The organism is Allokutzneria oryzae, assembly GCF_042429765.1.
Taxonomy (GTDB): Bacteria; Actinomycetota; Actinomycetes; order Mycobacteriales; family Pseudonocardiaceae; genus Allokutzneria; species Allokutzneria oryzae.
The window spans coordinates 392,975-418,934 of sequence record NZ_JBHLZU010000002.1 but is presented as its reverse complement, the minus strand read 5'-3'; the positions used below and the strand labels follow the sequence as shown (position 1 = coordinate 418,934).

The 25,960-nt window shown below is 72.0% G+C and carries 25 protein-coding genes; 10 read left to right on the top strand and 15 right to left on the bottom strand.

Annotated elements, in window-relative coordinates:
* Window positions 1-8: 8 nt before the first annotated feature.
* From ACFFQA_RS02340 to ACFFQA_RS02330, 3 genes are read left to right on the top strand one after another with little or no spacing between them, the layout of a single operon-like run.
* A complete protein-coding gene (locus tag ACFFQA_RS02340; RefSeq protein WP_377849862.1) occupies window positions 9-1,223 on the top strand; it encodes a glycosyltransferase 87 family protein in 1,215 nt (404 codons plus the stop codon).
* Entirely contained in the window at window positions 1,216-2,349 is a 1,134-nt protein-coding gene (locus ACFFQA_RS02335) for a glycosyltransferase 87 family protein (protein ID WP_377849861.1), read from the top strand. The genes ACFFQA_RS02340 and ACFFQA_RS02335 overlap by 8 nt, the downstream gene beginning before the upstream one ends.
* Window positions 2,342-3,502, top strand: coding sequence for a glycosyltransferase 87 family protein (locus ACFFQA_RS02330; protein WP_377849859.1), 1,161 nt, complete (start codon window positions 2,342-2,344; stop codon window positions 3,500-3,502). Before ACFFQA_RS02335 ends, ACFFQA_RS02330 begins: the two co-directional genes overlap by 8 nt.
* On the opposite strand, the gene ACFFQA_RS02325 is transcribed toward ACFFQA_RS02330, so the two are convergent.
* From ACFFQA_RS02325 to ACFFQA_RS02300, 6 genes are all read right to left on the bottom strand, one after another.
* Entirely contained in the window at window positions 3,468-3,863 is a 396-nt protein-coding gene (locus ACFFQA_RS02325) for a PPOX class F420-dependent oxidoreductase (protein ID WP_377849857.1), read from the bottom strand. The genes ACFFQA_RS02330 and ACFFQA_RS02325 overlap by 35 nt on opposite strands.
* 3 nt (window positions 3,864-3,866) lie before the next feature.
* Complete coding sequence (locus ACFFQA_RS02320; RefSeq protein WP_377849855.1) at window positions 3,867-4,337, bottom strand: vitamin K epoxide reductase family protein; 471 nt, start codon at window positions 4,335-4,337, stop codon at window positions 3,867-3,869.
* Between the two features lie 407 nt (window positions 4,338-4,744).
* Window positions 4,745-5,155 (bottom strand): VOC family protein, encoded by a 411-nt coding sequence (locus tag ACFFQA_RS02315; RefSeq protein WP_377849853.1) that lies wholly within the window; start codon window positions 5,153-5,155, stop codon window positions 4,745-4,747.
* A gap of 10 nt (window positions 5,156-5,165) precedes the next feature.
* Window positions 5,166-5,555: a helix-turn-helix domain-containing protein gene (locus ACFFQA_RS02310; protein WP_377850206.1), complete on the bottom strand. Its 390-nt coding sequence runs from the start codon at window positions 5,553-5,555 to the stop codon at window positions 5,166-5,168.
* Between the two features lie 40 nt (window positions 5,556-5,595).
* Entirely contained in the window at window positions 5,596-6,213 is a 618-nt protein-coding gene (locus ACFFQA_RS02305) for an HAD family hydrolase (protein ID WP_377849851.1), read from the bottom strand.
* A complete protein-coding gene (locus ACFFQA_RS02300; protein WP_377849849.1) occupies window positions 6,210-6,473 on the bottom strand; it encodes an SWEET family sugar transporter in 264 nt (87 codons plus the stop codon). Before ACFFQA_RS02300 ends, ACFFQA_RS02305 begins: the two co-directional genes overlap by 4 nt.
* Before the next feature lie 61 nt (window positions 6,474-6,534).
* Here ACFFQA_RS02300 and ACFFQA_RS02295 point away from each other — a divergent pair, with 61 nt between their 5' ends.
* Entirely contained in the window at window positions 6,535-7,719 is a 1,185-nt protein-coding gene (locus ACFFQA_RS02295; RefSeq protein ID WP_377849847.1) for an ROK family transcriptional regulator, read from the top strand.
* Between the two features lie 277 nt (window positions 7,720-7,996).
* On the opposite strand, the gene ACFFQA_RS02290 is transcribed toward ACFFQA_RS02295, so the two are convergent.
* On the bottom strand, window positions 7,997-8,737 hold the full coding sequence (locus tag ACFFQA_RS02290; RefSeq protein ID WP_377849845.1) for an MBL fold metallo-hydrolase: 741 nt from the start codon (window positions 8,735-8,737) through the stop codon (window positions 7,997-7,999).
* Between the two features lie 169 nt (window positions 8,738-8,906).
* On the opposite strand from ACFFQA_RS02290, the gene ACFFQA_RS02285 reads away from it, so the two are divergent.
* Window positions 8,907-11,933, top strand: coding sequence for an ATP-binding protein (locus ACFFQA_RS02285; protein ID WP_377849843.1), 3,027 nt, complete (start codon window positions 8,907-8,909; stop codon window positions 11,931-11,933).
* Window positions 11,934-12,036: 103 nt separating this feature from the next.
* Here ACFFQA_RS02285 and ACFFQA_RS02280 read toward each other — a convergent pair whose 3' ends face one another.
* Window positions 12,037-14,043, bottom strand: coding sequence for a copper-translocating P-type ATPase (locus tag ACFFQA_RS02280; RefSeq protein ID WP_377850205.1), 2,007 nt, complete (start codon window positions 14,041-14,043; stop codon window positions 12,037-12,039).
* A 279-nt stretch (window positions 14,044-14,322) separates the two neighbouring features.
* Here ACFFQA_RS02280 and ACFFQA_RS02275 point away from each other — a divergent pair, with 279 nt between their 5' ends.
* Complete coding sequence (locus tag ACFFQA_RS02275; protein WP_377849841.1) at window positions 14,323-14,532, top strand: heavy-metal-associated domain-containing protein; 210 nt, start codon at window positions 14,323-14,325, stop codon at window positions 14,530-14,532.
* A gap of 52 nt (window positions 14,533-14,584) precedes the next feature.
* Window positions 14,585-15,013, top strand: coding sequence for a hypothetical protein (locus tag ACFFQA_RS02270; protein WP_377849839.1), 429 nt, complete (start codon window positions 14,585-14,587; stop codon window positions 15,011-15,013).
* Window positions 15,014-15,297: 284 nt separating this feature from the next.
* Here ACFFQA_RS02270 and ACFFQA_RS02265 read toward each other — a convergent pair whose 3' ends face one another.
* From ACFFQA_RS02265 to ACFFQA_RS02255, 3 genes are all read right to left on the bottom strand, one after another.
* Complete coding sequence (locus tag ACFFQA_RS02265; RefSeq protein WP_377849838.1) at window positions 15,298-15,705, bottom strand: hypothetical protein; 408 nt, start codon at window positions 15,703-15,705, stop codon at window positions 15,298-15,300.
* Between the two features lie 242 nt (window positions 15,706-15,947).
* Window positions 15,948-16,337 (bottom strand): hypothetical protein, encoded by a 390-nt coding sequence (locus ACFFQA_RS02260; protein ID WP_377849837.1) that lies wholly within the window; start codon window positions 16,335-16,337, stop codon window positions 15,948-15,950.
* Window positions 16,338-16,707: 370 nt separating this feature from the next.
* Window positions 16,708-17,811: a carboxylate-amine ligase gene (locus ACFFQA_RS02255; RefSeq protein ID WP_377849836.1), complete on the bottom strand. Its 1,104-nt coding sequence runs from the start codon at window positions 17,809-17,811 to the stop codon at window positions 16,708-16,710.
* 123 nt (window positions 17,812-17,934) lie between these two features.
* Between ACFFQA_RS02255 and ACFFQA_RS02250 the strand changes: the two genes are divergently transcribed.
* Window positions 17,935-19,557: a PucR family transcriptional regulator gene (locus ACFFQA_RS02250; protein ID WP_377849834.1), complete on the top strand. Its 1,623-nt coding sequence runs from the start codon at window positions 17,935-17,937 to the stop codon at window positions 19,555-19,557.
* 69 nt (window positions 19,558-19,626) lie between these two features.
* Here the strand turns inward: ACFFQA_RS02250 and ACFFQA_RS02245 are convergent, their stop codons facing one another.
* Both ACFFQA_RS02245 and ACFFQA_RS02240 read right to left on the bottom strand, forming a co-directional pair.
* Complete coding sequence (locus ACFFQA_RS02245; RefSeq protein WP_377849832.1) at window positions 19,627-20,844, bottom strand: MFS transporter; 1,218 nt, start codon at window positions 20,842-20,844, stop codon at window positions 19,627-19,629.
* Window positions 20,845-20,855: 11 nt separating this feature from the next.
* Window positions 20,856-21,368 (bottom strand): helix-turn-helix domain-containing protein, encoded by a 513-nt coding sequence (locus ACFFQA_RS02240; RefSeq protein ID WP_377849830.1) that lies wholly within the window; start codon window positions 21,366-21,368, stop codon window positions 20,856-20,858.
* Between the two features lie 198 nt (window positions 21,369-21,566).
* Here ACFFQA_RS02240 and ACFFQA_RS02235 point away from each other — a divergent pair, with 198 nt between their 5' ends.
* Window positions 21,567-22,604 (top strand): glycoside hydrolase family 5 protein, encoded by a 1,038-nt coding sequence (locus ACFFQA_RS02235; RefSeq protein WP_377849828.1) that lies wholly within the window; start codon window positions 21,567-21,569, stop codon window positions 22,602-22,604.
* 807 nt (window positions 22,605-23,411) lie between these two features.
* Window positions 23,412-24,944 (top strand): NCS1 family nucleobase:cation symporter-1, encoded by a 1,533-nt coding sequence (locus ACFFQA_RS02230; RefSeq protein ID WP_377849826.1) that lies wholly within the window; start codon window positions 23,412-23,414, stop codon window positions 24,942-24,944.
* A 52-nt stretch (window positions 24,945-24,996) separates the two neighbouring features.
* On the opposite strand, the gene ACFFQA_RS02225 is transcribed toward ACFFQA_RS02230, so the two are convergent.
* The gene (locus ACFFQA_RS02225) at window positions 24,997-25,527 is read right to left on the bottom strand and encodes a CHRD domain-containing protein (protein WP_377849824.1); all 531 of its coding nucleotides are present in this window, start codon (window positions 25,525-25,527) and stop codon (window positions 24,997-24,999) included.
* A 109-nt stretch (window positions 25,528-25,636) separates the two neighbouring features.
* A complete protein-coding gene (locus ACFFQA_RS02220; RefSeq protein WP_377849822.1) occupies window positions 25,637-25,942 on the bottom strand; it encodes a DUF3040 domain-containing protein in 306 nt (101 codons plus the stop codon).
* Window positions 25,943-25,960 lie beyond the last annotated feature (18 nt).

Sequence of the window (25,960 nt, the reverse complement as noted above, 5' to 3'; positions counted from 1 at the left end):
GGGACTTCGTGAGTGTTCGCCCGTTGGGTTCCGGGGCCGTCGCGCCGGGGCGCAAGACCCTGTTCTCCATCGCCGCGCTGGTCGCGCTGACCTTCGCACTGGCCCTCCTGGTGACCTCGATGGTGTCCTTCGTGGACCTCCGGGTGTACCGGGCGGGCGGCGACGCCCTGCTGCGCGGGCTGGACCTCTACTCGGGAGATTTCCCTTACTCCGACACGAAGATCCGGCTGCCGTTCACGTATCCGCCCTTCGCCGCAGTGCTCTTCGGCCCGCTCGCCGTGCTCGCCTGGCCCGCGGCCGTGGTGGTGACGCTGCTGGTGAGCAGCGTGGCGCTGGTCGCGACGACCTCGATCACCGCGCGCGGCTTCCACCAGGGCTGGACCCGCGCGGTGCAGGCGGGTGCGGGCTTCGCGGTGGTCTGCGTGCTGGCCGAGCCGGTCCGCGCCACCCTCGGCTACGGCCAGGTCAACCTGGTGCTGATGCTGCTGGTGGTCGCCGACTGCCTGCTGCCGCGCACGCCGTGGCCGCGCGGACTGCTGATCGGCATCGCCGCGGCGATCAAGCTCACCCCGGCGTCGTTCCTGCTGTTCTTCGTGGCGAAGGGCCAGTGGCGGCCGGTGCTGGCGGCGCTCGGTGGTTTCGCCGGGGCGGGCGCGGTGGGCTGGGCGATCGCCCCGGAGGACTCGCTGAGGTACTGGACCAAGCTGCTGCTGGAACCGGCTCGCATCGGCGGCGCGGCCTTCGCCGACAACCAGTCGCTGCGCGGGGCGCTGATCCGGTTCGGGCTCACCGAGGCGCAGGCGTCGCAGTGGTGGAAGATCGTCGTCCCGGTCGTCGTCGCCGCCGCGTGGTTCGCCTGCTGGCGGCTGCGTTCGCGGGGGACCCGGTACGACCTGCCCGCGCTGCTGGTCGTGGCCTCGGCCGGGCTAATCTGCTCGCCGGTGTCGTGGACCCACCACTGGGTGTGGATCGCTCCGGCGACCGTGGGCGCGGTGCTCACCATCCAGCGTTCACCGCGACGCGGCCGGTTGGCCGTGGTGGCGGCGGTGCCCCTGCTGTTGTTCTTCGTCGGCGCCCACCTGCTGCTGCCGCGCGGCTCCAACCTGGAACTGGAATGGACCCCGCCGGAGCACCTGCTCGGCAACACCTACCTCATCACGGCGTTCGCGGTGGTGGTGTCCGGTGTGGTCTTCGGGATCCGGCGACGTGCTCCCGATGCGTAGCGCGTGGGTCGTCGCGGTCGGGTGCACGGTGCTCGCCGCGCTGCTGGTGATGGCCGGGGACAGCCTGGTGGACCTTCAGGTCTACCGCGCGGGCGCGGACGCGGTGCTGCGCGGCCTGGACCTCTACGGCGCGGGTTTCCCCTACACCACACCGGCCCTGCCCGACCTGCCCTTCACCTACCCACCGTTCGCCGCGTTGGTGTTCACCCCGTTCGGGCTGCTGTCCTGGCCGGTCTCGATGGTGGTCATGACCGTGGTCGGGGCACTCGCGCTGAGCGCGGCCTGCGTGATCACCGCGCGGGTGTACCTGCCCGGCTCGCGGGGCGTGCTGGTGGGATCGGCGCTCGCGGTCGTGTGCGTGTTCCTGGAACCGATGCGCGCGAACATCACCTTCGGCCAGATCAACCTGGTGCTGATGCTGCTGGTGGTCGCCGACTGCCTGCTGCCGCGCACGCCGTGGCCACGCGGACTGCTGATCGGCATCGCCGCGGCCATCAAGCTCACCCCGGCGGCCTTCGTGCTGTTCTTCGTGGTGCGCAGGCAGTGGAAGCCCGTCCTGGCGGCTCTCGCTGGCTTCGTCGGCGCGGGCGCGGTCGCGTTCGCCGTGCTGCCGAACGCATCCGTGCAGTACTGGAGTTCGATGCTGTTCCGTACGGACCGCATCGGCCGGGTCATCTACGGCGACAACCAGTCGCTGCGCGGGATGCTGGCGCGCTTCGAACTTCCCGGATTCTGGTGGCCCGTGCTCGCGGTGGTCACCGTCGCGGTCACGTGGTTCCTCGCGCACCGGCTGCGGGCGGCAGGCCAGGACCTGGTGGCGCTGCTGGTGATCGCGGTCGGCGCGTTGCTGGTGTCTCCGGTGTCGTGGGAACACCACTGGTCCTGGGTGGCTCCGGCTCTGGTCGGGTTGTCGATTTTCGCGTGGCAGAGCCGGAACTGGGGCACGGTCGCGCTGGGAGCGTTGGCGTTGCTGCCTTTCGCGCTCGGCCTGTACCGATTCTCCAGGCGTGACAGCGGCGTCGAGCTCCAGTGGACGGTCGCGGAGCGGCTCATCGGCAACAGCTACGTCTACACGGGAATCGCGATCCTGGCCGTGTTCCTGCTGTCGAGGAGGCTCCGTGCGTAAGGCGATCGCGCTGTGGGCGGGTGTGGCGCTGCTCGCGCTCGCGGTGACCTGGGGCCGTACCGCGATCGACCTCCAGGTCTACCGCGCCGCCGGGGACGCGCTCCTGCGCGGCCTGGACCTCTACGGCCCCGATTTCCCTTACACCTCAACGGCTCCGCGTGACCTGCCGTTCGTCTACCCGCCGTTCGCCGCGCTGCCGTTCAGCTTCTTCGCGGTGCTGCCGTGGCCGGTGGTCCCGGTGCTGATGACGATGATCAGCGCGGCCGCGCTGACGGCGGCGTGCGTGATCGCCGCGCGGGTGTACCTGCCCGCCTCGCGGAGTGTGGTTGTGGGCGGCGGGATCGCGGTGCTCAGCGTCCTGCTCGAACCACTGATGACCAACTTCCTGTTCGGCCAGATCAACCTGGTGCTGATGCTGCTGGTGGTCGCCGACTGCCTGCTGCCGCGCACGCCGTGGCCGCGCGGACTGCTGATCGGCATCGCCGCGGCCATCAAACTGACCCCGGCCGCGTTCCTGCTGTTCTTCGTGGTGCGCAAGCAGTGGAAGCCCGTTCTCGCGGCCCTGGGCGGCTTCGTCGGCGCGGGGCTGCTGACCCTGGCTGTGGCGCCGGGCGACTCGAAGCGCTACTGGACGGACGTCCTGTTCCGCCCGGACCGCATCACCGTGCCGTCCTGGGGCGACAACCAGTCGCTGCGCGGCATGCTGGCCCGCTTGGCCGCCCCGGACTGGGTGTGGCTGCTCCTGGTGGTGCTCGTGGTCGCGGTGGCCTGGCTGAGCGCGCACCGGCTGCGCGCGGCGGGCGAGGACCTGGCCGCGCTGCTGGTGATCGCGGTGGCTGGCCTGCTGGTGTCGCCGGTGTCGTGGGGCCACCACTGGGTCTGGGTCGCCCCGGCGCTGGTGGCGGCGGCGATCACCCTGTGGCGCAACGGCAGCCCGTTGCGGTGGGCGTTGGCGGCCGTCGCGCTCGTCCCCTTCGCGATCGGCCCCCACCGCTTCCTCCCCCGCGCGGTCGGGGAACAACTGGGCTGGACGCCGCTCGACCACCTCGTCGGCAACTGCTACGTGGTGGTCGGGATGCTGCTCCTGCTGGTCCCGCTGCTGCTCCACCGCCATCGGGTCAGGGGATGCGACCGAGAACCTTCGTCGGGGTGACGCGGACGACCACGCGCACCGCTCCCGGCGGGTCGGCGCCCGCCGCCTTGCCGTCGTACTTCCACGACAGCTCGTCGTCCAGCTCCCGCCCGCCCTCCTCGGTGATCGCGGCGGTGCCGCGGATCTCGGTGTAGACCTCCGGGTCGGCGCGGTCGGCGATCACCACGCTCACCCTGGGGTCGCGGCGCATGTTCCGCTCCTTGCGGCGGCCGGCGACCGTGGAGAACAGCAGGTCGTCGCCGTCGCGGCCGACCCACATCATCGACGCCTGCGGTGATCCGTCGGGGTTGACCGTGCAGAGGGTGGCGTAGTTCGCGCCGTCGACGAAGGCGCGGACCGCCGCGCTCAGCGAGACCGCCACGGCTCAGGCGCTCCGGCGGCTGGTCTCGCCGAGCACGGTCACCGCGAACAGGGCGATCGTCAGGACGTGCACGACCGTGCACCACTCGCAGATCACGTGCAGGATCAGCAGCTCGACCGCGACCAGGTAGGCCACGAAGACGATGCCGACGCCCACGCTGGCGAAGCGCAGCAGGCGGACCCGCTGGTCCGCCGAGCGCCACAGGGCGGGCAGGTTCAGCACGCACATCCCGACGAAGAACACCAGGCCCAGTACCGCGACCGGGATGCCGAAGACCATCGACTGCGGGCTGGAGGTGACGCGGGCGCAGTCGATCACCGCGTTGGTCGAGCACACCAGGACGGCCTGGTCGGTGTAGTGCGAGAGCGTCATGTAGCCGGACACGGCGAGGCCGAGCACCGAGAGCACCAGGCTGGTCACCGGGACCCAGCGCCGGGTGATCTCCCCGGGCGCCGACGTCGTCTCCGCGGTCATCTGCGTTCCTTCCTCGTCACCTGCGCGCCAAGATACCGCCCGCCTTCACCCGGATCCGGGAACCGCTGACCGGGAACCGAACGAGGACGCCGACAGAACTCATTCTCGGTACCCAGTCTGTTCGCACGCACCGACGGAAGGTTGCGGCGGCAATCAGCTTTTCGATGCGAGCTGGCCCCGCTTCGGCCATCAGCACCACACCGCGCCCGCTGTCACACGGCTGGCCTCGCTCCCGGCCCTGCCCCGCACTCGCGGCGTCCCGGGGATTCAGCATGCGCGCGCTTGCGCAGCGGTCGAAAGCGCCCACCGGCGGGCGCCCGGATGGCTGAACTCGCACTGCTGGAATCGGGGAATTTCCCCGATTCCAGCCACCGATGAGCGCCCCGCGAACGGGCGAGTGGGTCCACTCAGGAGAACAGCTGGCCGAAGCGGATGCGGTTGCCGAAGGGGTCGCGCAGGCCGCAGTCGATGCCGTAGGGCCGCTCCGTCGGCGTCTCGGTGAACTCGACGCCCTTGGCGAGCAGGGTCTCGTAGGTCTTCTGGCAGTCGTCGGTGGTCAGGATGAGCCAGCCGCCCATCGCGCCCTTCGCGACCAGCTCGCGGACCTGCTCGGCGGTGGCCTCGTCCATCGCGGGCGGTCCGGGCTTCTCCAGCAGGATCTGCCGGTCCTTCTGGCCGGGCACGTTGACCGTCAGCCAGCGCATGAAGCCGAGGTCGGCGTCGGTGTGCACCTCCAGCCCGAGCTTGCCGACGTAGAAGTCCAGGGCCTCGTCCTGGTCGAACACGAAGATCTGCGACTGCGTGATGGCGTTGAACATGACGGGAACGCTAGTTCGGCCCGGCGGCGGGGGCTTCTCCGAAACTGCTCGGTCGCATCCAGGCCATCGCGAAGCAGTTGGGCACCGCCGCGATCGGGCCACGCAGGCGGTACTCCGACGGCGACTCGCCGACGATGTCGCGGAAGGTCCTGCTGAACGTGCCGAGGCTGCCGAAGCCGACGAGGAAGCAGATCTCGGTCACGCTGTGCTCGGTGGCCCGCAGCAGGAACATCGAGCGCTCGACACGGCGTCGTTGCAGGTAGCGGTGCGGGGTCTCGCCGAACGTGGCGCGGAAGGTCCTGATGAAGTGCGCCTCGGAGACGTGGGCGAGCGCCGCGAGGGCCGGGATGTCCAGCGGCTCGGCGTAGGCACGGTCCATCGCGTCGCGGGCGCGCAGCATCCGTCGGTTGGACTCCTCGACCGCGCGGCTCACCGCACGATCACACCACAGCCCGTCGCAGCAGGTCGGCCAGCTCGCCGAGGTGCTCGATCGGCACGTCGCTTGGCACCCCTCGCAGCCCGGCGACGCGCATGCCCGCGGCACGGCCCGACTCGACTCCGGCCGCGGCGTCCTCCACCACCAGGCAGTGCTCCGGCGCGACGCCCAGCTGCTCCGCCGCGCTGAGGAAGCCCTCCGGGTGGGGCTTGCCGTGCCGCACGTCCTCGCGGGTGACCAGCAGCGGCGCGGAGATCTCCGACGCGCCCAGCCGGATCCCGGCGAGCTTGCGGTCGGCGCTGGTGACCACCGCCCACGCCAGGCCGAGCTCGGCGACGGCGGCGAGGACCTCGTCGGCGCCCCGCGCGGGCAGCACCCCGGTGAGGTCGGCGTACTCCAGCTCCAGCTGGCCGCGCGCGTCGGCGGCGACCCGCTCCTCGTTCCACTGTGGACGGAAGTGCCGGATGACCTCGGCGGCGGGCAGGCCGGGGCAGATCCGCAGCAGCTCCGCGTGGTCGACGTCGTTGCGGTCGGCCCACACCTTCCAGGACCTGGCGACAGCGCCCTCGGAGTCCACGAGGGTGCCGTCCATGTCGAAGAGCACCGCTCGCACGTCCTTCACCGCGCTACCTCCCGGCGACGTTCGGAGAGCTTCAGCCCGATCAGGAACAGCAGGAAGCACAGGGTGGCCACGTTGGCCGCGATCACCGCGACGTCCTGGCGCCACACGCCGTAGACCGCCCAGAACGCGACTCCGACGGTGATGACGACCAGGTAGAGCCAGGAGAAGTCCGCGGTGGAGCGGGTTCGCCACGAGCGCAGCAGCTGCGGCACCCAGCACGCCGTCGTCAGAACACCGGCCAGGAACCCGATCGTCGTCATGCCGCCTCCTTTTGTTCGTACGGCGAGCATAATGGTCGGCATGCGCTGCCACAATGCCCGCGTGGACACATCGGGGCGTCCGGGCCGGGCCGCGGCCCTGCGGATGGAGGGCCAGCTGCACGTCCTGCGCGAGCTCCACGGCGGGCGGATCGCCACCAGGGCCGAGCTGACGACGCGCCTGGGCCTCTCCCGCGCCTCGGCGCTGGAGATCACCGCGCGGCTGCGCGAGTCCGCGCTCGTGCACGAGGAGGCCGCCCCGCCGGACGGCAGGCGCGGCCGCCCCACCACCCGCCTCCTGCCGCATCCCGAGGGCCCGCTGGTCTGCGCGGTGGACATCGCGCACGAGACGTGGACGGTCGCGGTGGTGGAGCTGGGCGGCGCCGTGCTCGCCAGGACCACCGGCCGGATCACCAGCCGCCGCGCCGAAACCGTGCTCGCCGCGGTCCGGCGCGCCGTGTCCGGGCTGCTCGACGCGTGGGGCCACCGCGTCCGGGCGCTGCCCGTCTCGGCGCCGGGCACCGCCAGCGGCTCACGGATCGTCCAGGCCAGCAACCTCCAGTGGCGCGACGTCGACCTCGGCACGCTCACCGACGACCCCGACCTGCCGGTTCTCGTCGGCAACGACGCCACCCTCTCCGGCATCGCCGAGGTCCGGCGCGGCGTCGCGGCCGGCGCGGACGTCGCGCTGCACCTGAAGATCGACGTGGGCCTCGGCGGCATCCTGGTGGTCAACGGGTCGCCGATGACCGGGGCGACGGGCGGCGGCGGCGAGTTCGGCCACCTGCCCTTCGGCGACCCGCGCCGCAGGTGCCTGTGCGGAGCCCACGGCTGCTGGGACACCGAGGTCGACGGCCGCGCACTGGCCCGCATCGCCTGGCGCGAGGAGGCCGCCGAGCCGCGCGCCGCGGCCCAGCGGGTGCTCGCGGCGGCGGAGGCGGGCGACGCGGCGGCGACCGCGGCGGTCGACGAGGTGGCAAGGGCGTTCGGGCGCGGCGTCGGCGGGCTGGTGAACGCGCTGGACCCGCGCCTGGTGACGGTGTCCGGCCTGGCGACGGGCCTGCTGGCGGCGGCCCCGGACGCCTTCGACGACGCCTACCGGTCGGGCCTGATCGCCTACCAGCGCACCACCCCGCCCCCGGTCCGGGCCTCCGCGCTCGGCGAGGACGGCAGCCTGATCGGCGCGGCGGAGACGGGCTTCGACCACATCCTCACCGAGTCCGGCATCACCGCCTGGCGCGCCCGCTGACCCACCGGCCGGTGCCACGGCCGGGTTGGTCGCCCCGCGCGGACCGCAAACGCCTTTCACGCCAACGAAGTCCGCGCGGGCGAACGCCACCACCGCGCATGGGCCGGCGTGGTCATGAGGGGCACCGCCGGCGCCGCGCCGCGCATGGGCCGGCGTGGTCGAGGGCTGCGCGTTTTGTAGGCATAATGCGCGAAAGAGCGCTCTCATTTCGCATCATGCCTACAAAACGCGAACGACGAACGACGAACGACGGGGTGGGGTGGGGCCGGGCGGGGGCTCAGAGCTCCAGCATGAGGCCGCCGGTGGCCACCCGGACCTCGCCGGCGTAGCCGCCGCGCGCCGCGGCGAGCGCCTGGCACGGCTCCACGCCCGGCCACAGGTGGGTCAGCAGCAGCCGCCCCGCGTCGGCCCTGGTCGCGTACGCCGCCGCCTGGGCGGCGCTGGAGAGGTAGCTGGCCGAGTCGTTCGGGACGCGGTCCGGGTAGGTGGCCTCCGCGAGGAAGGCGTCTGCTCCCCTGGCCAGCTCGACCAGGGACTCGCTCGGGCCGGTGTCGCCGGTGTAGGCCAGCGTCCTGCCGCCCGCGGTCAGCCGCAGCCCCGCGTTGGGCACCCAGTGCGGCAGCAGCCAGCTGTCCACTTGGAACGGTCCGATGTCGAAGCTGTCGCCCGCCTCGAAGTCCTTGGAGGTGAAGGACCTCGCCATTCGCGGCCCCGCGTCCAGCGCGAGCACGTGCTCCACCGAGCCGGGCAGCGCGTACAGCGGCAGCGGCGGTGGCGGCTCCTGCGCGTAGATCCTGGCGCGCAGCAACGGGTTCAGGTCCGCGCAGTGGTCGGGGTGGCCGTGGCTGACCAGCACGGCGTCCACCTGCGCGGCCTCCACCAGCTCCAGCAGCCTGGGCACCACCGCGTAGCCGGGGTCGACGAGCAGCCGGAAACCCTCGTGCTCCACCAGGTAGCCGCTGCACGCCTGGCCCGCGTCGGGCCACGCGCCGCATCCTCCGAGCACCGTCAGTCGCACGGGGACAGCCTAGGTTCCCGAGGTTCCGGCTGGGTTGCGAGTGGACAACGGCGCCGACCGGAGTTCACCCACACCGGAAAGGTCCGGCATCTTTTCGATGAGCCCTGTCCGAACCGCCCGCGCCTTCCCTAGCGTCACCAGGCACAGCACCGGCTCATGGGTGGGACACGTGACGGATCAGGTCAGGTTCGGCGTGCTCGGGCCGCTGACCGTCTGGGCGCGCGGCCGGCCGCACACTCCCGGGGGCGCCGGACAGGCGAACCTGCTGGGAGCGCTGCTGCTCGCCGACGGAAGGCCGGTCGGCAGCGGCCAGCTCGCGGAGTGGCTGTGGGACGGCCACCCGCCGGAGCAGGAGCGCAAGACCCTCCAGGTCGCGGTGTCCCGGCTGCGCGGGTGGCTGCGCGGGATCGGCGCGCCCGCCACCGTGGAGCTGGCCGAGGGCGGCTACCTGCTGCGGCTGCCGCCGAAGGCCAGTGACATCGGCGAGTTCGTCCAGCTGGTCGGCGCCAACCCGCCCGGTGAGTCCTATCTGGACCAGCTCGACCGCCTCGAACGCGCGCTGCACCTGTGGCGCGGCCCGCTGCTGGCCGGGCTGACCGCGCCGCTGCACGCGGCCCCTGCGGCGTTGCGGGTCGAGCGCGCGCGGGTGGAGGCGACCACGACGCTCGCCGAGGTCGCGATCCGCTGCGGTGAGCCGAAGCGCGCCGTGCCCCTGCTGGAGTCGCTCGCCGACGAACGTCCCTACGACGAACAGGTGCACGCGTGCCTCGCGCTGGCGTACTCCGCAGGCGACGAGCAGGCGAACGCACTGCGCACGGTGGACCGCGTGCGCGCCCGGCTCGCCGAGGATCTCGGCGTGTCCCCCGGCCAGGCCCTGCGGGACGCGCACGCGCGGATACTGAGCTCCCAGCACGAGCCGACGCACGACCGTCAGCGGTGGTGGGGGCCGCGACCGCGCTCCAGCCAGCTCATCGGGCGCGAGACGGAGCAGGGCGCGCTGGCCGCCGAGCTGGACGAGCACCGGCTGGTCACCGTGACCGGCCCGGGTGGCTGCGGCAAGACCAGCCTCGCCATGAATGTCGCCGAGCACCTCGACGGGCACCACGGGACCGCCGTTGCCGAGCTCGCGCCGCTGCAGGACGGCAACGCGATCATCCTCAACCTGGGCTCGCTGCTCGGGGTGACCGGTGACGGGGTGCACGGGGTCTTCGCCGGACTGGTGTCCTGGGTGGCCGACCGCCGACTGCTGCTGGTGCTGGACAACTGCGAGCACCTCGCCGAACCGTGCGCCGCGCTGGTGGAGCGGCTGCTCGCGTGGTGCCCGGAGCTGACCGTGCTCGCCACCTCGCGCCAGCCGCTGGGCCTGCCCGCGGAGCGGGTGTTCGCCCTCGGCCCGCTGGCCGCGCCCGCCGCCGGGTGCTTCGACGCGAGCAACCCCGCGATCGTGCTGTTCCGCGCGAGGGCCGGGACAGCCCTGCCCTCGGGCGCGGAGGCCGAGGCGGACGTGGCCACGATCTGCCACCGGCTGGACGGGCTGCCGCTGGCGCTGGAGCTGGCCGCCGCGCGGGTGCCGTCGCTGGGCCTGCGGCAGTTGCGCGAGCGCCTCGAAGGCGGGCTCGAGCTGCTGATCCGCCCGGCGGGCGAGCCACGGCACCGGACGATGGAGCGCGCGGTCGGCTGGTCGTTCCGGCTGCTGACCGAGCAGAAGCAGCGGCTGCTGGCGCGGTTGTCGGTCTTCCGGGGCGAGTTCGCGCTCGCCGACGTGGAGCCGGTGTGCGGGGGCGCCCCGCTGGACGGGCTGGACTTCGCCGCCCGGCTGGCCGACCTGGTGGAGCGCTCGCTGGTCCAGGCCCTCCCCGGGCAGCGCTACCGGCTGCTGACCGTGGTCCGCGAGTTCGCCGAAGCGCGGCTGGCCGACTACGACGAGACCGTCCTGGTGCGGGACCGGCACGCGCAACGGTGGACGCTGCGGGCCAGGGAGCTGGACGCGCTGCCCTCCTACGGCGACCGGCTCGCCGGGGTCAGCGCGATGGGGCGCGAGGTGGCCGACCTGGACTCCGCGCTGGCGCACGTGCAGCGGCGGGGCCGCAACGCCCAGTCCAACGAGCTGGTCGCGAAGCTGTTCGAGTTCTGGCACGTGCACGGCGCCTACATCGCCAACGGGCAGGCGCAGCTGGACCGCGCGCTGCGCACGGTGTGGGACAGCGACCCCGAGGTGCGCAGCCTGCTGCGGTTCCAGGAGGCGCAGCTGGCGCGGCTGCGCGAGGACTACGTCTCGGCGGTGTCGATCATGGCGTCGGCGCGGCGGGAGCTGGCGGCGCACCGGCCGCGCGAGCACCGCATCGCGTTGATCTTCGAGGTGAGCTGCCTGCGGTTCCTGCTCGACCCGGCCGCGGTGCACGGGACGCCGAGGATGCTGGAGCGGATCGCCGAGCTGGACACCGGCTCCGGCGACGACGTGGCGACCTCGCTGACCGCGGGCGGCGGGGTGTACGCGACGTGGGGGCGCTACGACCGGGCCGCGCAGCTGTGCCGCAGGCACGAGGTGCACCGGGCGGAGCGGGGCCTGTGGATCTCCACGGCACAGCTCGCCCTGCGCGTCGAGGTCGCCTTGGGACACAAGGACGTCGAGGCCGCCGAGGGCTGGTGCGCGATGCTGTCCGAGCGGCTGGGGACGACAGGGGGACCGCTGGAGCAGGAGCCCGCGCGCCGGGCGATCGGCACGACGTTGCTGGCCAGGGACCCGGAGCGGGCCGCGGTGTTCCTGGAGGACAGCGTGCGGCAGCTGCGGCGGTTCTACCCGAGGTCGCTGTCGCGGGTGGTGCGGCTGCAGTCGCTGCTGGCGGAGGCGCTGCGCCGGACCGGGCAGCCGCTGCGGGCGCGGGAGGTGCTCGCGGACGCGCTGGCCTCGGCGATCGGGCACTCGCACTTCCGGTTCGGCATGGCCGCCGCGCTGCAGGCCGCCCTGGTCGCCGCGGACCTCGGTGACCCGGCGGCCGGGGAGCTCGCGCGGGCCTGGGACGGCACGCGCACCCGCCTCGGGCTGCCCGCCCCGGTGGGGGTGGCGGGCGTGGTCGACGAGGTGCTCGGCATCGACCCCGCGCCCTCCGACCCCGGCCACCTTCCGTGGCCGGAGCCGGAGCTACGCGAGGTCGTCCACCAGGCCTACCTCTGGGCCGTCGGCCTCGGCCCGTGACCTGTCGGGCGGTGACACGTCCGTGGCGTAGGAGGAGGCGGACCCGAAGTGACGGCGAGGATCACCCATGCCGTGAGGGTCACCGCCCCCGCCTACCGATCGCCTACGGTGTCACCCGAACACGGCGCAGCAGCTGCGCGTTGAGCGCCACCACCACCGTCGACAGGCTCATCACCACCGCGCCGACCGCGGGTGGCAGCACGAACCCGACTCCGGCGAGGACTCCGGCCGCCAGCGGGACGGTCAGCAGGTTGTACCCGGTGGCCCACGCCAGGTTCTGCCACATCTTGCGGTAGCCCGCCGCCGACAGCCTGTGCACGACCAGCACGCCGCGCGGGTCGTCGGAGGCCAGCACCACCCCGGCCGATGCGATGGCCACGTCCGTCCCGGCGCCGATCGCGATGCCGACGTCCGCCCTGGCCAGCGCGGGCGCGTCGTTCACGCCGTCGCCGACCATCGCGACCCGGTTGCCGCGCCGCTGGAGCTCGGTGACCACGCCGTCCTTGTCGGCGGGCAGCACCTCGGCGAAGACCTCGTCCACGCCGAGCTCCGCCGCGACCGCCTCGGCGACCGGCCGGGCGTCACCGGTGATCATGACCACGCGGATTCCCTTGGCGCGCAAGGCTTCCACCGCCTCGCGCGACTCCGGCCGGACCTCGTCGGCCAGCGCGATCGCACCGGCGACCTCGCCGTCGGTCAGCACGTGCAGCACGGTCGCGCCGCGCCGGGACCACTCCGCCGTCTCGGGCAGCGGTTCGAGTCCGCGCTCCCGCAGCAGCGCGGGTCCGCCGACCGCGACGCGCACGTCTCCGACGAGGGCCTCGACACCGCGCCCGGTCAGCGACCGGAACTCCCGCGCGGGCGGGACCGGGCCCGCCGCCGCGACGATCGCCTTGGCCAGCGGGTGCTCGGAGTCGGCCTCGGCCGCCGCGGCCAGCGCGAGCACGTCACCGGTCACCTCGGTCACGGCCGGGCGGCCCTTGGTGAGCGTGCCGGTCTTGTCGAACAGCACCGCGTCCACGGTCCGCATCCGCTCCAGGGCCAGCCGGTCGGAGACCAGGATGCCCGCCTCGGCGGCGCGCTTGGTGACGATCGCGATCACCAGTGGGATGGCCAGGCCCAGGGCGTGCGGGCACGCGATGACCAGCACCGTCACGGCGCGTTCGACGGCGGCGGTCAGGTCCCCGAGCGCGGCCCACACCACGAACGTCACCAGGCCGGCGGCCAGCGCGAACCAGAACAGCGCCGCTGCCGCGCGGTCGGCGAGGGCCTGGGCCCGCGAACGCGAGCTCTGCGCCTGCTCGACCAGCCTCCTGATCCCGGCGAGCGCGGTGTCCTCGCCCACGGCGTCCACCCTGACCCGGATCGCGGAGTCGGTGCTGACCGTGCCCGCGACGACCCGCTCGCCCACGGTCCTGGGCACGGGGCGCGACTCGCCGGTGACCATGGACTCGTCGAGCTCGGCGCTGCCCTCGACCACCACGCCGTCGGCGGGCACCCGCGCCCCGGAGCGCACCAGGACCACCTCGCCCACCCGCAGCTCGGACAGGGCGACGGACTCCACGGCGCCGCCCGCGCGGACCACCTCGGCGGTGTCCGGGAGCAGCTCGGCGAGCGCGCTGAGCGCCCCGGACGCCTGGCCGAGCGCCCGCATCTCCAGCCAGTGGCCGAGCAGCATGATCACCACGAGCAGCGCGAGCTCCCACCAGAAGTCCAGCATGATGCCGGGCACGCCGAGCGAGGTGAGCGCGCTGGCCAGGAACGCGACGGTGATCGCGAGCGCGACCAGGGTCATCATCCCCGGCTGCCGCGCGCGCAGCTCGCCGACCGCGCCGGTGAGGAACGGCCACCCGCCGTAGAGGAAGACCACGGTGCCCAGCACGGGCGGGATCCACGTGGCCCAGGACGGCACGTGGTACCCGAGCAGCTCGGCGACCATGTGGCTGGCGGCCACGACCGGGACGCTGAGCGCGAGGCTGAGCCAGAAGCGGTCGCGGAACCGCGCCGCGTGGTCCCCGTGGTCCCCGTGGTGACCGTGACCGCCGTGACCGCCCTGGTGCTGGTCCCCGTGCTGGCCGTGGTGACCGCCGCCGTGGTGTTGTCCGTCCATCTCGCTCACCCGTTCTCCCTGGATACTGCTACCCCCTAGGGGTATACGCCGCGCGCCCCGGACGGGCAAGTCGGCGTGAACAGCGTCACGCATCCTTGCGAACTATACCCCCCATGGGTATCAATCCCGGTGTCGGCCGAAGCCCGGCAAGGCCGCCCCGCCGGTGCGAACGGGGAGTTCAGGACGCGCACGGACGCAAAGATCCGCGAGTCCAACGCCAGGCCCATCTGCTCCCGACACCGGTAACCGAACAGGTTGACGACCAACCGAGGAGATCCCATGTGCACTGTCACCACCGACTACACCGTCACCGGCATGACCTGCGGCCACTGCGCGGCCTCGGTCACCGAGGAGATCACCGCGATCGACGGCGTCCAGAAGGTCGACGTCGACGTGCCCACGGGGCGGGTCACGGTGACCAGCGCCGCCGAGCTGTCCGACCGCGACGTGCGCGCGGCGGTGACCGAGGCCGGGTACGCACTGGCGTGACAGAGCCGAGGCCATGAGCACAACCGTCCACAAGGGACACCGTCGAGGCCTCGTGCGCAAACCTGACGGAGAAGGGGAGGGCGGGGCCGGCGAGGTGGTACTGCCGCGCCACCGGCTGATCACGGCCGTGGTGCTGTCGGTACCGGTGTCCCTGCTGGCGATGGGCACCGGGACGTGGCGATCGAGGCGGGTGACCTGCGTGCCGTGGTGGACGCGATCCGGCTGGCGCGCCGCACCCTCGACACGATCAAGGGGGAACCTGTTCTGCGCCTTCGCCTACAGCGTCGCGGCGCTCCGCATGCTCAACCCGATGATCGCGGGCGCGGTGGTGGCGTTCTCCAGCGTCTTCGCCGTGACGAACAGCCCGCGGCTACGGGATTTCCGACGTGAGGCGCGGCGGGGAGGGCTCAACGCGAGCCCTCCCCGCCGAGTTGCCGCTCAGGCCTCGATCCTGCTGTCGATCGTCTTCCACGGCCCGTAGTTGGCGGAGGTCTTCAGCCGCACGGCCCGGAAGTAGACCTTCACGGTGCGCCCGTCGCCCTCACCCCGCCTGCCCCCCATATCGCGTTTTGGCAACTTGACGCGAGAAGAGAGCGCTCTCTTGCGCGCTAAGTTGCCAAAACGCGAGAAGCCGACCACGCCAGCCAGGCCACGCGCGCACACGGCGCCAGCCCGAACGGCCCAACGATTCCACTGTGGACGAATTGCGACCCGGCTTATGTGTCCACTTCGGACACGGCGGAAGAGCGGCCGGTGCCCCGGGGCTCAGCCTCCCGCCACACGCTCGCCGTTGAGCCGCTTCCACGCGCCGTAGCTGTTGAAGGTGCGCAGGACGACCGCCCGGAACTCCAGCGAGACACCCTCGGCGTAGACCTGCTTCCAGGTGACGGTCGTGCCGTTGCCATTCTGGTTCTTCGCCAGCATCGTGTCGCTGTTGTTGTTGCTCCAGCTGTAGTGCAGGCGGTACTGCATCGCGGCGGTGTGACCATCCGCCTTGGTGTCGCGGATACCGCAGGTGAAGGTGCTGTCCTGCATGCCGACCCCCTTGACCGAGCAGGTCACGTCGCCACCAACGGCGTCGGAGGTCGCGGACGCGGCGAGCGCGTTCGGCGCGGCGAACAGGAGGACGCTGGCCACGGCGGTGGCGGTGAGGACAACGCGGGGTGCGCGCATCGGACGGATCTCCTCGGACAGATGCCAATACTGTTCTTCGGGGAGCCACAATGCCTTTGCCATGGCCGGGAGAACCCGGATGTGTCCTTGCTCATGCGCTGGATTCGGCCTGAGGCGAAAGCACGGCCCGACAAGGGCGACATGCTCGCCGAGCCGGGCTTCCCAGCAGAAAAGAGGGGGAGGGCTCGGCTGAGCCCTCCCCCGGGACGCCCCTCGACAAGCGTCCTTTCCCGTGGTGGTCGTCAGAACGTCTTCCACTTGCCGAAGCCGTTGGTGGTCTTCAGCACCACGGCGCGGAACTGGAGCGTCACACCGTCATCGGAGAACCAGCGGAAGTTCTCGCACACCTCGCTGCCCACGCCGTCGTGGTTCTCGACGAGACCGCCACTGTTCACGACCTCACCCTTCCTGTTCACCCAACGCCACTCCATCGCGACGGAGTGCCCGTCGTGCTTGGTGTCGCGGACAGAGCAGGATGCGTCGATCACGGTGACCCCCTCGGCGATGCAGGTGACCTGACCACCGGCGGTCCCGGACGTCTTGACCCCGGCTCCGGCGAACGCGCCGGGAGAGGCGAGCAGGAGCGCACCGAGCGTGGCGGCGGCGGTGACGGCACAACGGCGCAGGAACATCGGGAATCCTCCGAAACACGAGGTGGAGCAGGGCGGTGCGGTCTTCGGAGAGTCCCTGCCGCGCAACGGTTCCCCATCGTGCCCCAGGTCACCCTTGGCGGTTCGGCGACGAACGAATCATGAAGAATGCTTGCGGCGCATGGGCTTTCGCTCCGATGCGGACGGAGGCGCCCTTACCGCCGATGAGCTTCTCCCACTTTCCCGTGCCCGCGCGTCACGGACCACGTGCCACCTGTCCTCCGAGAGCACCACGGTGCGCGGCCGATCGTGTCGATCGAACACGTACCCCTGGCCCCGGTCATCGAGGAAACCTTGGCGGTCACGCTTCGCCGTCGGGCGAACCACTTGCACCGCAAAGGGCTCAGCCTGCTCATGCGCCGGGTTCGGTCTGCGCCGAAAGCATGTCCACCAAGCCTTTCAGGCCACCGCTGGCCAACGCCCTGCGCTGTCGCTGCGCCCCTGAGCCGATCTCCCCCAGGTGCCGCAACACCGACTCCACGAAACCCAGGTCGCCGTGCCGCTCCAGCACGGGCGCCGTCCAGTCCACCAGGCGCCGCACCAACGCGGGCATCGGCGCGAGCAGGCCGGTGCCGAGGTCGTAGCCCTGCCCGGAGACGCCGTCGCGCGCGGCGCGCCACAGCGCGGCGCGCAGGGAGTGGTGCGGGATCGACGGCGCCCGATGCCCCGCCTTGAGCTCATGGACCGCTCGGGCGACGAGCGCCCGCGTCAGCACCGCGAGCAGCGTGGCCTCCTCGGCGGTCGGGGCGACGTCGCACACCCGCAGCTCCACGGTCGGCCAGTCCTCGGAGAGCCGGGCGTCCCAGTAGATCATTCCCCGGTCCAGTGCGGCTCCGCTGGCCAGCAGCTCGCGCACGGTCTCCTCGTAGGCGGCGTACGAGGCGAAGTACGGCGGCGGCCCGGCCGACGGCCAGCGCGACCAGGTCAGGGAACGCCAGCTCCCGTAGCCGGTGTCCACCCCGTCCGAGCACGGTGAGTTCACGCTCAGCGCCAGCAGGACGGGCAGCCACGGCCGCAGGTGGTTGACCACCTGGACCGCCAGCTCGGGATCGGCGACGCCCACGTGGATGTGGCAGCCGCAGCACGGCGAGGCGATGGCGAGCGCGCCCGCGTGCTCGGAGATCCGGTGGTAGCGGTGGCTCGCGGTGAGCCGGGGCGGGCCGGGCTCGCGCAGCGGCGCGGTACCGCTGGCGACCAGGCGCAGTCCGTGCCGCCGCGCTTGGCCGGCCAGGGTCGACCGGAGCTCGCGCAGGCTCGCCAGGACCTCCGTCGCGGTGGCGCAGACCGGGGTGGCCGACTCCACCTGGCACCGCGTCAGCTCGGCGTGCAGGTCGCCGCCGGTGTCCGGTGCGGCGCGCAGCAACGAGGGTCCCTGCCAGGACAGCTGCCTGGTGTCCGCGTCGACGAGCAGGAACTCTTCCTCGACGCCCAAGGTGAACAGCTCGCCGCGCTCCACGCCCCGTTCGTTCCCGTTGCGAGAACATCCCAATCCCGCCCCAGTGGACCTCTGACCCGCGCTGCGCGGGCGCGGCGGCACCTAGGCTGGGCCGGTTCGTCGTCCCCGGGAGATGGAGTGTGGATGTACCCGACGGTCGAGGACGTCCTCGCCCTGCCCGAGCTGCGGCGCGGACGGCCGGTGGTGGTGGCCGGTTCGGCCGGGCTGGAACGCAGGGTCCGCTGGGTGCACGTGGCCGAGGTGGCCGACATCGCCGGGCTGCTGCACGGCGGTGAGCTGGTGCTGACCACCGGGATAGCCCTGCCCGGCGACGAGGCCGGGCTGACCCGCTACATCGACGAGCTGGCCGGGGTCGGGGTCGCCGGGCTGGTGGTGGAGCTGATCCGGCGCTGGCCGGCCGAGCTGCCGCCCGCGCTGGTCACCGCGGCGCAGCGGCACGGGCTGCCGCTGGTCACCCTCGGCGAGGAGACCCGCTTCGTCTCGGTCACCGAGGCCGTGGTCTCGGCGATCACCAGCGCCCAGGTCAACGAGCTGCGCGCGACCGAGCAGGTGCACGAGATCTTCACCGCGCTCACCCTCTCCGGCGCGGGTCCGGCGGAGATCCTGCGCGAGGTGGCGCGGCTGTCGGAGCTGCCGGTCGTTCTGGAGTCGCTGGACCACCACCTGCTGGCCTACGACGCGGCGGGCGGCGATCCCGCGCGGCTGCTCGCGAGCTGGGAGCGGCGGTCGGCCGGGGTCGTGCCCGCCACCCGCACCGGATACGACGAGGAGTCGGGCTGGCTGGTGACGATGGTCGGCGCGCGTGGGGACAACTGGGGCAGGCTCGTGCTGTGCACCGCCGAGCGGCCGTCCCACCAGAACACGGTCGTCGCCGAGCGGGCAGCGTCCGCGCTGGCGTTGCACCGCCTGCTGGCGAAGGACGACGTGAGCCTGGAGCGGCAGAGCCACCGCGCGCTGCTGATCGACCTGCTCACGCCGGGGGTCGCGGTCGCGGACCTGGCCACCAGGGCGACCATTCTCGGGGTCCGGCTCACCGACCGGCGGCTGGTCGGGGTCTCGGTCCGCCCGCGCACGACGATCTCGGCGACGCCCGCGCCCGCGCTGGCCACCCAGGAGGTGCTGCGCGAGCTGTCGGAGGTGACCGCGTCGGCGGCGCGCCGGGCCGGGATCCCCGCGCTGGTGGGCGTTGTGGACGACACCAGCGTGCGCGCGCTGCTGACGCTGCCGATGGCCGGGGAGACCGACCCGACGCTGCACCGCTTCGCCAACGAGCTGCACCGGACCGTCGCGGCCACCCCGTGGGCGCTGCCGGTGGTGGTGGCGCTGGGCACGACGGTCACGGCGGCGCAGGAGGCCGCGCGCAGCCTCGCCGAGGCCGCCCACGTCGCGGAGGCGGCGCTGCGCTCGGGCGGCGCGCGCGTCTTCCACCGGCTGGCCGACGTGCGGCTGCGCGGGCTGATGCACCTGATGCACGCCGACCAGCGGGTGCGGGCGTTCGTGGAGCGGGAGCTCTCCGCGCTGCTGGCGCACGACCGCTTCCACGGCACGAGGCTCGTCGACACGCTGCGGGACTACTGCCAGCACGGCGGCAACAAGTCTGCGGCGGCAGGGGCCGCGCACCTGTCCAGAACCGCCTTCTACCAACAGCTCGCGCGCATCGAGCAGATCCTCGGCATCTCACTGGACGACGCGGAGTCCATGCTCTCCCTGCACGTGGCGCTGTTGGCCCACGACGCGGCGCTCTGATGTGGACGGATGGCGGAGCAGCCCCGGCGGGTGCTCCGCCGCTCCTCGTCGTCGCGTCGGTCCGCGCGTTCAGTCGCTGACCTTCGCCGGGACGCTGGTGAGAGCCCGGACCTCCTTGCTGCACAAGGCTCCCAGCGTCGCGAGCACGAGCAGCACAGCGCCGCCGAGCAGCGTCGCGCGCATCCCGAAGTGCTGAGCGAGCGGCCCGGCGGCCATCTCCCCCACCGGGATCGCCACGAACGAGCCGAGCGCGTCGTAGGAGTAGACCCGCGCGAGCTTGTCCTGCGGCACGTTCTCCTGGAGCGCGACGTCCCACGCGACGACGAACTGCTCGATCACCACACCGACCACGAACATGGTGGTCATCAGGAAGGGCACCGTCGGCGCCTCCGCGAGCACCACGAGCGGAGCGGCTTCGAGCACGGTCAGTGCGACGCCGACGTACAGCGCGCGCCGCGGCTGCCACCGCGCGGCGATCACCCCACCGGCCAACGCGCCCGCGGTCTCGGCAGCCAGCACCAGCCCCCACGCGGTCCTGCCGAAGCTCCCGTCGGCGATGACCGGGCCGAGCACCGTCGTCGCGCCGACGATGACCGCGTTGACGACCATGAACTGCGCCACCACCACCCACACCCAGGTGCGCGAGGAGAACTCCCGCCAGCCCTCGCGCAGCTCGGCGAGCGGCCGGGACCGCTCCGAGGGCGGAACGGGCGCGGTGACCGACCGCATCCTGGCGAACAGCGCCGAGGCGACCAGGAAGGTCCCCGCGTTGAACGCGATGCCCCAGCCGGGACCGACAACGCCCACCAGCATGCCGCCCGCAGCGGCCCCGATGATCGTCGCGGTGGTGGTGCCCATCCGGGCGAGCGCGTTGGCCTGGCGCAGCAGCCCGGGCGGAACCGTCTGCGGCACAAGGGAAGCCGTGGCGGGCATCGAGGTCGCGGCGGCGGCGCCGTTGAGCACGCTGAGACAGGCCAGCAGCGGGATGGAGGCGAACCCGCCGAGCACGGCGGCCGCGACCAGGCCCTGCGTCAGCCCGGCGAGCGTGGTGGAACCCTGGAGCACCAGCGCCCTCGGCAACCGGTCGGCGAGCACGCCGCCGAAGAGCAGCAGCGCGACGTTGGCGATCGAGCGCGCCCCGACCACGATGCCGAGGTCGATCACCGAGCCGGTCAGGTCCAGCACGGCGAAGGCCAGCGCGATCGGCGCGACCGCGTTGCCGAGGTGCACGGCGACCCTGCCCGCGACGAGGAACCGGAACGGCCTGTGCCGCAAGGGTTCCCGCATTCTCGGCGAGGTCACTCCTCGTCCATCTGGAACAGCGCGATGGTGGCGTTGACGTGGACGGTGCCCTCGGTGCGCGGTGGCCGGGCGGCGTCGTGCAGCTCCCCGGCGAGCGCCATGACGGTGTCGCGGACCCGGTGCCAGACCTCGGGATCGACCCACAGCTCGGCGTCGGTGGTCGCCCCCGGCACGCCGAGCGCCCGGTGCGTCATCCTGCGGCGCAGCTCGGCGCCCATGGTCGCGGCGAGCAGCACGTGGTCCTCGCGCCCGCGCGCCTTCACCCGGCTGCCGGTGTCGTGGTTGTGCCGGAAGCGCTTGGCCCGGCCGCCGCGGATCTCGACCTCCTCGGCGATCTCCAGCAACCCGGCGTCGTGCAGCCGCCGCATGTGGTAGCTGACGTTGGCCTGGCTCTCGCCGAGTTCCCGCGCCGCCTCGGCCGCGCTCATCGCCGCCCCGGTGACCAGGGAAAGGATGCGCAGGCGCAAGGGGTGCGCGAGCACCCGCAGCCCGTCCAGCTCGGTTTCCATACCGCGAGTCTGGCCCAGGACGCACCCGACCGTCAAACGGTCCTTTGCCGGTTGACTCGCAGTGATCCGGCTCACTACCATCGTCCGCACTGTTAGGAAACTAACTTAACTATTTACCTCGCTTCACACCGCCGCCGCGCCATCTCCGGAAGCCCCTCGGTGAACCCTGCACCGACTTCCGATCCGGGAGGAGAAGTGATGGGTCGGCATTCGCTTCGCACGATCGTGGCACTCGCGGCAGCCCTGCTCGTGCCGGGAGCCACGGTCGCCACCGCAACCGCCAGCGCCGCTGAGTCCTCCGCGCTGCCCGCGGGCTCGTTCGCCGCGGCCAACGGCCAGCTGCGGGTCTGCGGCCTGAAACTGTGCAACTCCAGCGGCCAGCAGGTCCAGCTGCGCGGCATGAGCACGCACGGGCTCCAGTGGTACAGCCAATGCCTGAAGACGGCCTCGCTCGACGCGCTCGCCAACGACTGGGGCGCCGACGTCCTGCGGATCTCGATGTACATCCAGGAGGGCGGCTACGAGACCAACCCGCGCAAGTTCACCGACATGGTCCACAACTACATCGAGGAGGCCACCAAGCGCGGCATGTACGCGCTGGTCGACTGGCACATGCTCACGCCGGGCGACCCGAACTACAACCTCGCCCGCGCCAAGACCTTCTTCACCGAGATCGCCGAGCGGCACAAGGACAAGACCAACATCCTCTACGAGATCGCCAACGAGCCCAACGGCAACAGCGTCACCTGGTCCCGCATCAAGAGCTACGCGGAGCAGCTCATCCCGGTGATCCGCGCCAAGGACAGCGACGCGGTCGTCCTGGTCGGCACGCCGGCGTGGTCCTCGTTCGGCGTGTCCTACGGCAAGAACGAGAGCGAGGTCGCCAACAACCCGCTGACCCTCGGCAACGTCATGTACACCTTCCACTTCTACGCGGCCTCGCACGGCTCGGAGTACCTGAGCACGCTCTCCCGCGCGGCCGACAAGCTCCCGGTGTTCGTGACCGAGTTCGGCACCCAGGAGGCCTCCGGCGACGGCGGCAACAACTTCACCCAGTCGCAGCGCTACATCGACCTGATGGCCCAGAAGAAGATCAGCTGGGTCAACTGGAACTTCTCCGACGACGACCGCTCGGGCGCGGTGTTCAAGCCCGGCACCTGTTCCGGCAACTCCTTCGCGGGCACGTCGGTGCTCAAGGAAGCGGGCAAGTGGATCAGGGACCGCGTCCGCGCCTGACCACCCACCTGCCTGACAACGGCGGTCCCCGGCACCAACCGGGGACCGCCGTTCCGCGCGCACAGCTCGCTCCCCCACCCCGGAGCGAACACCGGGAACCCCGTTCACCGACCGGATCCCCACCCACCCCAGACGTCCCGGTGCCCCGAGGTGCCGCCACCCCCGCGCACAGGATTATCGCGTTTTGTCACCTAAACGCGCGAAAGAGCGCTCCCAAATCGCGTTAAGGCTACAAAACGCGTGAAACGGTGGGGGGTGCCAGGGAGGGTGGTGTTGCCACTTGCAGGACAGGCGCTAGGCGATCCTGGAATCGGGGGGTCCCCCGCGCGGGCGAAAGCCACCCTCGCCCGCTGAAACGGCTTGTGCGACAACGGTTCCCTGCCGCCGCAGCACTTCCCTGCCGCCGCAGCACTTCCCTGCCGCCGCAGCGGTTCCCGGCCAGCGCAGCGCTTCCAGCCGCCGCAACGGTTCCCGGGCCGCCGTAGCGGTTCCCTGCCGGCACAGAGACGCGCGCCGCGCCACGACCACCACAGCGACGCGAGCGGCGATGCGGCCACTCCCCAAACGCGACAGCGGCCCAGCGACAGCGGCCCAGCGACAGCCGAGGCGACAGCCCGAGCGGCGCCAGCTGGGGCGAGCCAGTCACAGGGCTGCTGACCAGCGGTGACGCGCGGCGGGAGAGCGGGACGGCGCATGGGTGGACACACTGTGTGGTCAGCCGGGCAAACCAGTGACACTTTGCCTCTCCCGCCCTGGCCGAGCGACCCCCACGATGTTGTGCTCACCAGCAGAAACGAGGAGCGACCCATGGTGCTGCCCTCCTCCCCATCAGGCCAGACGACGCAATCCGACGGACGGGTGGAGTTGACCGACCCGGCCGCCATCGAGCAGAGCCCGTACTACAACGACGAGCTCGCCCCGGTGCCGATCGCGAAGCGGACGTGGAGCACCTACAACTTCGCGGCGCTGTGGATCGGCATGGCGCACAACATCCCCAGCTACCTGCTCGCCTCCGGGCTGATCGCGCTGGGCATGAGCTGGGTGCAGGCGTTCGTCACGATCACGCTCGGGAACCTGCTGGTGCTGATCCCGATGCTGCTCAACAGTCACGCGGGCACCAAGTACGGCGTGCCGTTCCCGGTGTTCGCACGCGCCTTCTACGGGGTGCGCGGGGCCAACTTCGCCGGTCTGCTGCGCGCGTTCATCGCCTGCGGCTGGTTCGGCATCCAGACCTGGATCGGCGGCGAGGCGATCTACGCGCTCGCCGGGAAGCTGCTGGGCTCGTGGTGGCGCGACGCGCCGGTCGTGCTGGGCCAGCCGTGGACGCTGTGGGCGGCGTTCCTGTTCTTCTGGGGCCTGCAGATGGTGATCATCTGGCGGGGCATGGAGACGTTGCGGCGCTTCGAGAACTGGGCCGCGCCGTTCGTGATCGTGGCCGCACTGGCGCTGCTGGTGTGGGTGCTGTTCGAGGCGGGCGGGCTCGGCCCGATCCTGGAACAGCCCTCGCGGCTTGGCTGGGGTGTGGAGTTCTGGAGCGTCTTCGCGCCCTCGCTGATGGGCATGATCGCGTTCTGGTCGACGCTGTCGCTGAACATGCCGGACTTCACCCGTTTCGGCGGCAGCCAGCGGCAGCAGGCGCTGGGCCAGGTGCTCGGCCTGCCGACCACGATGTCGTTCTTCGCGCTGCTGTCGATCTTCATCACCTCCGGCACCGCGGTGATCTACGGCGAGGCGATCTGGGACCCGATCAAGCTCACCGAGAAGTTCGACAACCCGCTCGTGGTGGCGCTGAGCCTGTTCACGGTCATGGTGGCGACGCTGTCGGTGAACGTCGCGGCCAACGTGGTCAGCCCGTCCTACGACTTCTCCAACGCCGCGCCGAGGCTGGTCAGCTTCCGGGTCGGCGGTCTGATCACCGGCGTGCTCGGCATCGCCATCCAGCCGTGGCACCTGGTCGCCGACCCGAACATCTACATCTACGTCTGGCTGGCGTTCTACGGCGGCCTGCTCGGCTCCATCGCGGGGGTGCTCGCGGCCGGGTACTGGGTGCTGGACAAGAAGACCCTGCACCTGCCGGACCTCTACGCCAGGGGCGGGCGGTACTGGTTCACCGGCGGCTGGAACCTGAACGCGGTCGCGGCGACCGTCATCGGCAGCGTGGCCGCGGTGGGCGGCGCGTACTCCGACCCCGGCAAGGGCCCCTTCCCCCAGGAGGGCCTGATCCCGGTGCTGAAACCGCTCTACGACTACAGCTGGGCGGTCGGGCTGGTGGTGGCGCTCCTGGTCTACCTGCTGCTCAGCGCGCCGCAGAGGCGCAGGGCGACCGATCTCGCGGTCTGAACCCGCTGGGAGCCGGTGCGGCGGCCGAGACCCGCCGCACCGGCCCGGTCGGTCACCGGCGCAACTGACCACGAACCGCGCCCGCGGCGAACTCCGCGTTGTGCACGTTCACGTAGAACCTGCTGGGGTGCATGCGAATCTCCCTGGCGAGCTCACGGCTGACCTCGGCGCACCCGTAACTGCGGCCGTTCGCGGGAGCCTTGAGGTTGACCACGACCGGACCGCTCGTCCCTGCCGCGCCCCGGTGGATGTGGGCGGCGGTCGCGGTGCCGATCCGGTTGACCGAGATCGCGGCGCAGACCCGCTTCGCGCCCACATCGACCGACGCGTAGCCGCGGCCGTCGCTGTCGCCGGGACCGGGCACCTCGGCTCTTCCGGTCAAGACGGCCGAGTACGAACCGCCGACTCCCAGGTCAAGGCCGAGGCCGAGGCCGAGGTCCACGTCCAGACCCAGTCCGATCCCGACACCGACGCCACGCTGCTCGTGGTGTGCCTCAGCGGCACCCGCTACGGGAGAAAGGGCGGCCAGCGCCAGCGCGGCGGCAATGGCGGACACGGCGAGGTTGCGGGGTGACAAACGCATCGGAGCCTCCCAGAGGTGGACTGCACTGTCTGTCCACGTATTCGGAAGGCTCCTGGCGGTCGATTGGTTCGATCACGACGTGCCCCGTTTCGGGTGGCGGGGCTGGTGTTCAGGGAAGATGCCTGGTATTCCCGGGTGGCGGAACCGACTGGCCGCGCCGGATGTGCCTGCGCCGCACCAACGACGAGAGACCGATCAGCGCGGCCCCGAAGAGCAGCAGCGAGAACGACATCGCCACCAGGGCGACGGCCACCGCGAGGATGCCGAGCGCGAGCGCGGTCACCGCCCACCAGCTGCGGTCCCCCGCGGGGCGGCGCGGTCGCCCCTCGCTGAGCGCCCGAGCGAACCGGGGGTCCTCCTGGGCCAGCTGACGTTCGATCTCCCGGAACCGAGCCTGGTCGTCGTGGCTGAGCATGGCGTCTCCCGTGGCTGC

What these genes read in the sequence shown, in the direction of transcription:
- ACFFQA_RS02335 (WP_377849861.1), top strand. Translation starts at nt 1,216, where the DNA reads ATGCGTAGCGCGTGGGTCGTCGCGGTCGGGTGCACGGTGCTCGCCGCG.
- ACFFQA_RS02320 (WP_377849855.1), bottom strand. Translation starts at nt 4,337, where the DNA reads ATGACCGCGGAGACGACGTCGGCGCCCGGGGAGATCACCCGGCGCTGG.
- ACFFQA_RS02315 (WP_377849853.1), bottom strand. Translation starts at nt 5,155, where the DNA reads ATGTTCAACGCCATCACGCAGTCGCAGATCTTCGTGTTCGACCAGGAC.
- ACFFQA_RS02310 (WP_377850206.1), bottom strand. Translation starts at nt 5,555, where the DNA reads ATGCTGCGCGCCCGCGACGCGATGGACCGTGCCTACGCCGAGCCGCTG.
- ACFFQA_RS02300 (WP_377849849.1), bottom strand. Translation starts at nt 6,473, where the DNA reads ATGACGACGATCGGGTTCCTGGCCGGTGTTCTGACGACGGCGTGCTGG.
- ACFFQA_RS02280 (WP_377850205.1), bottom strand. Translation starts at nt 14,043, where the DNA reads ATGGACGGACAACACCACGGCGGCGGTCACCACGGCCAGCACGGGGAC.
- ACFFQA_RS02275 (WP_377849841.1), top strand. Translation starts at nt 14,323, where the DNA reads ATGTGCACTGTCACCACCGACTACACCGTCACCGGCATGACCTGCGGC.
- ACFFQA_RS02265 (WP_377849838.1), bottom strand. Translation starts at nt 15,705, where the DNA reads ATGCGCGCACCCCGCGTTGTCCTCACCGCCACCGCCGTGGCCAGCGTC.
- ACFFQA_RS02260 (WP_377849837.1), bottom strand. Translation starts at nt 16,337, where the DNA reads ATGTTCCTGCGCCGTTGTGCCGTCACCGCCGCCGCCACGCTCGGTGCG.
- ACFFQA_RS02250 (WP_377849834.1), top strand. Translation starts at nt 17,935, where the DNA reads ATGTACCCGACGGTCGAGGACGTCCTCGCCCTGCCCGAGCTGCGGCGC.
- ACFFQA_RS02245 (WP_377849832.1), bottom strand. Translation starts at nt 20,844, where the DNA reads ATGCGGGAACCCTTGCGGCACAGGCCGTTCCGGTTCCTCGTCGCGGGC.
- ACFFQA_RS02240 (WP_377849830.1), bottom strand. Translation starts at nt 21,368, where the DNA reads ATGGAAACCGAGCTGGACGGGCTGCGGGTGCTCGCGCACCCCTTGCGC.
- ACFFQA_RS02235 (WP_377849828.1), top strand. Translation starts at nt 21,567, where the DNA reads ATGGGTCGGCATTCGCTTCGCACGATCGTGGCACTCGCGGCAGCCCTG.
- ACFFQA_RS02230 (WP_377849826.1), top strand. Translation starts at nt 23,412, where the DNA reads ATGGTGCTGCCCTCCTCCCCATCAGGCCAGACGACGCAATCCGACGGA.
- ACFFQA_RS02225 (WP_377849824.1), bottom strand. Translation starts at nt 25,527, where the DNA reads ATGCGTTTGTCACCCCGCAACCTCGCCGTGTCCGCCATTGCCGCCGCG.
- ACFFQA_RS02220 (WP_377849822.1), bottom strand. Translation starts at nt 25,942, where the DNA reads ATGCTCAGCCACGACGACCAGGCTCGGTTCCGGGAGATCGAACGTCAG.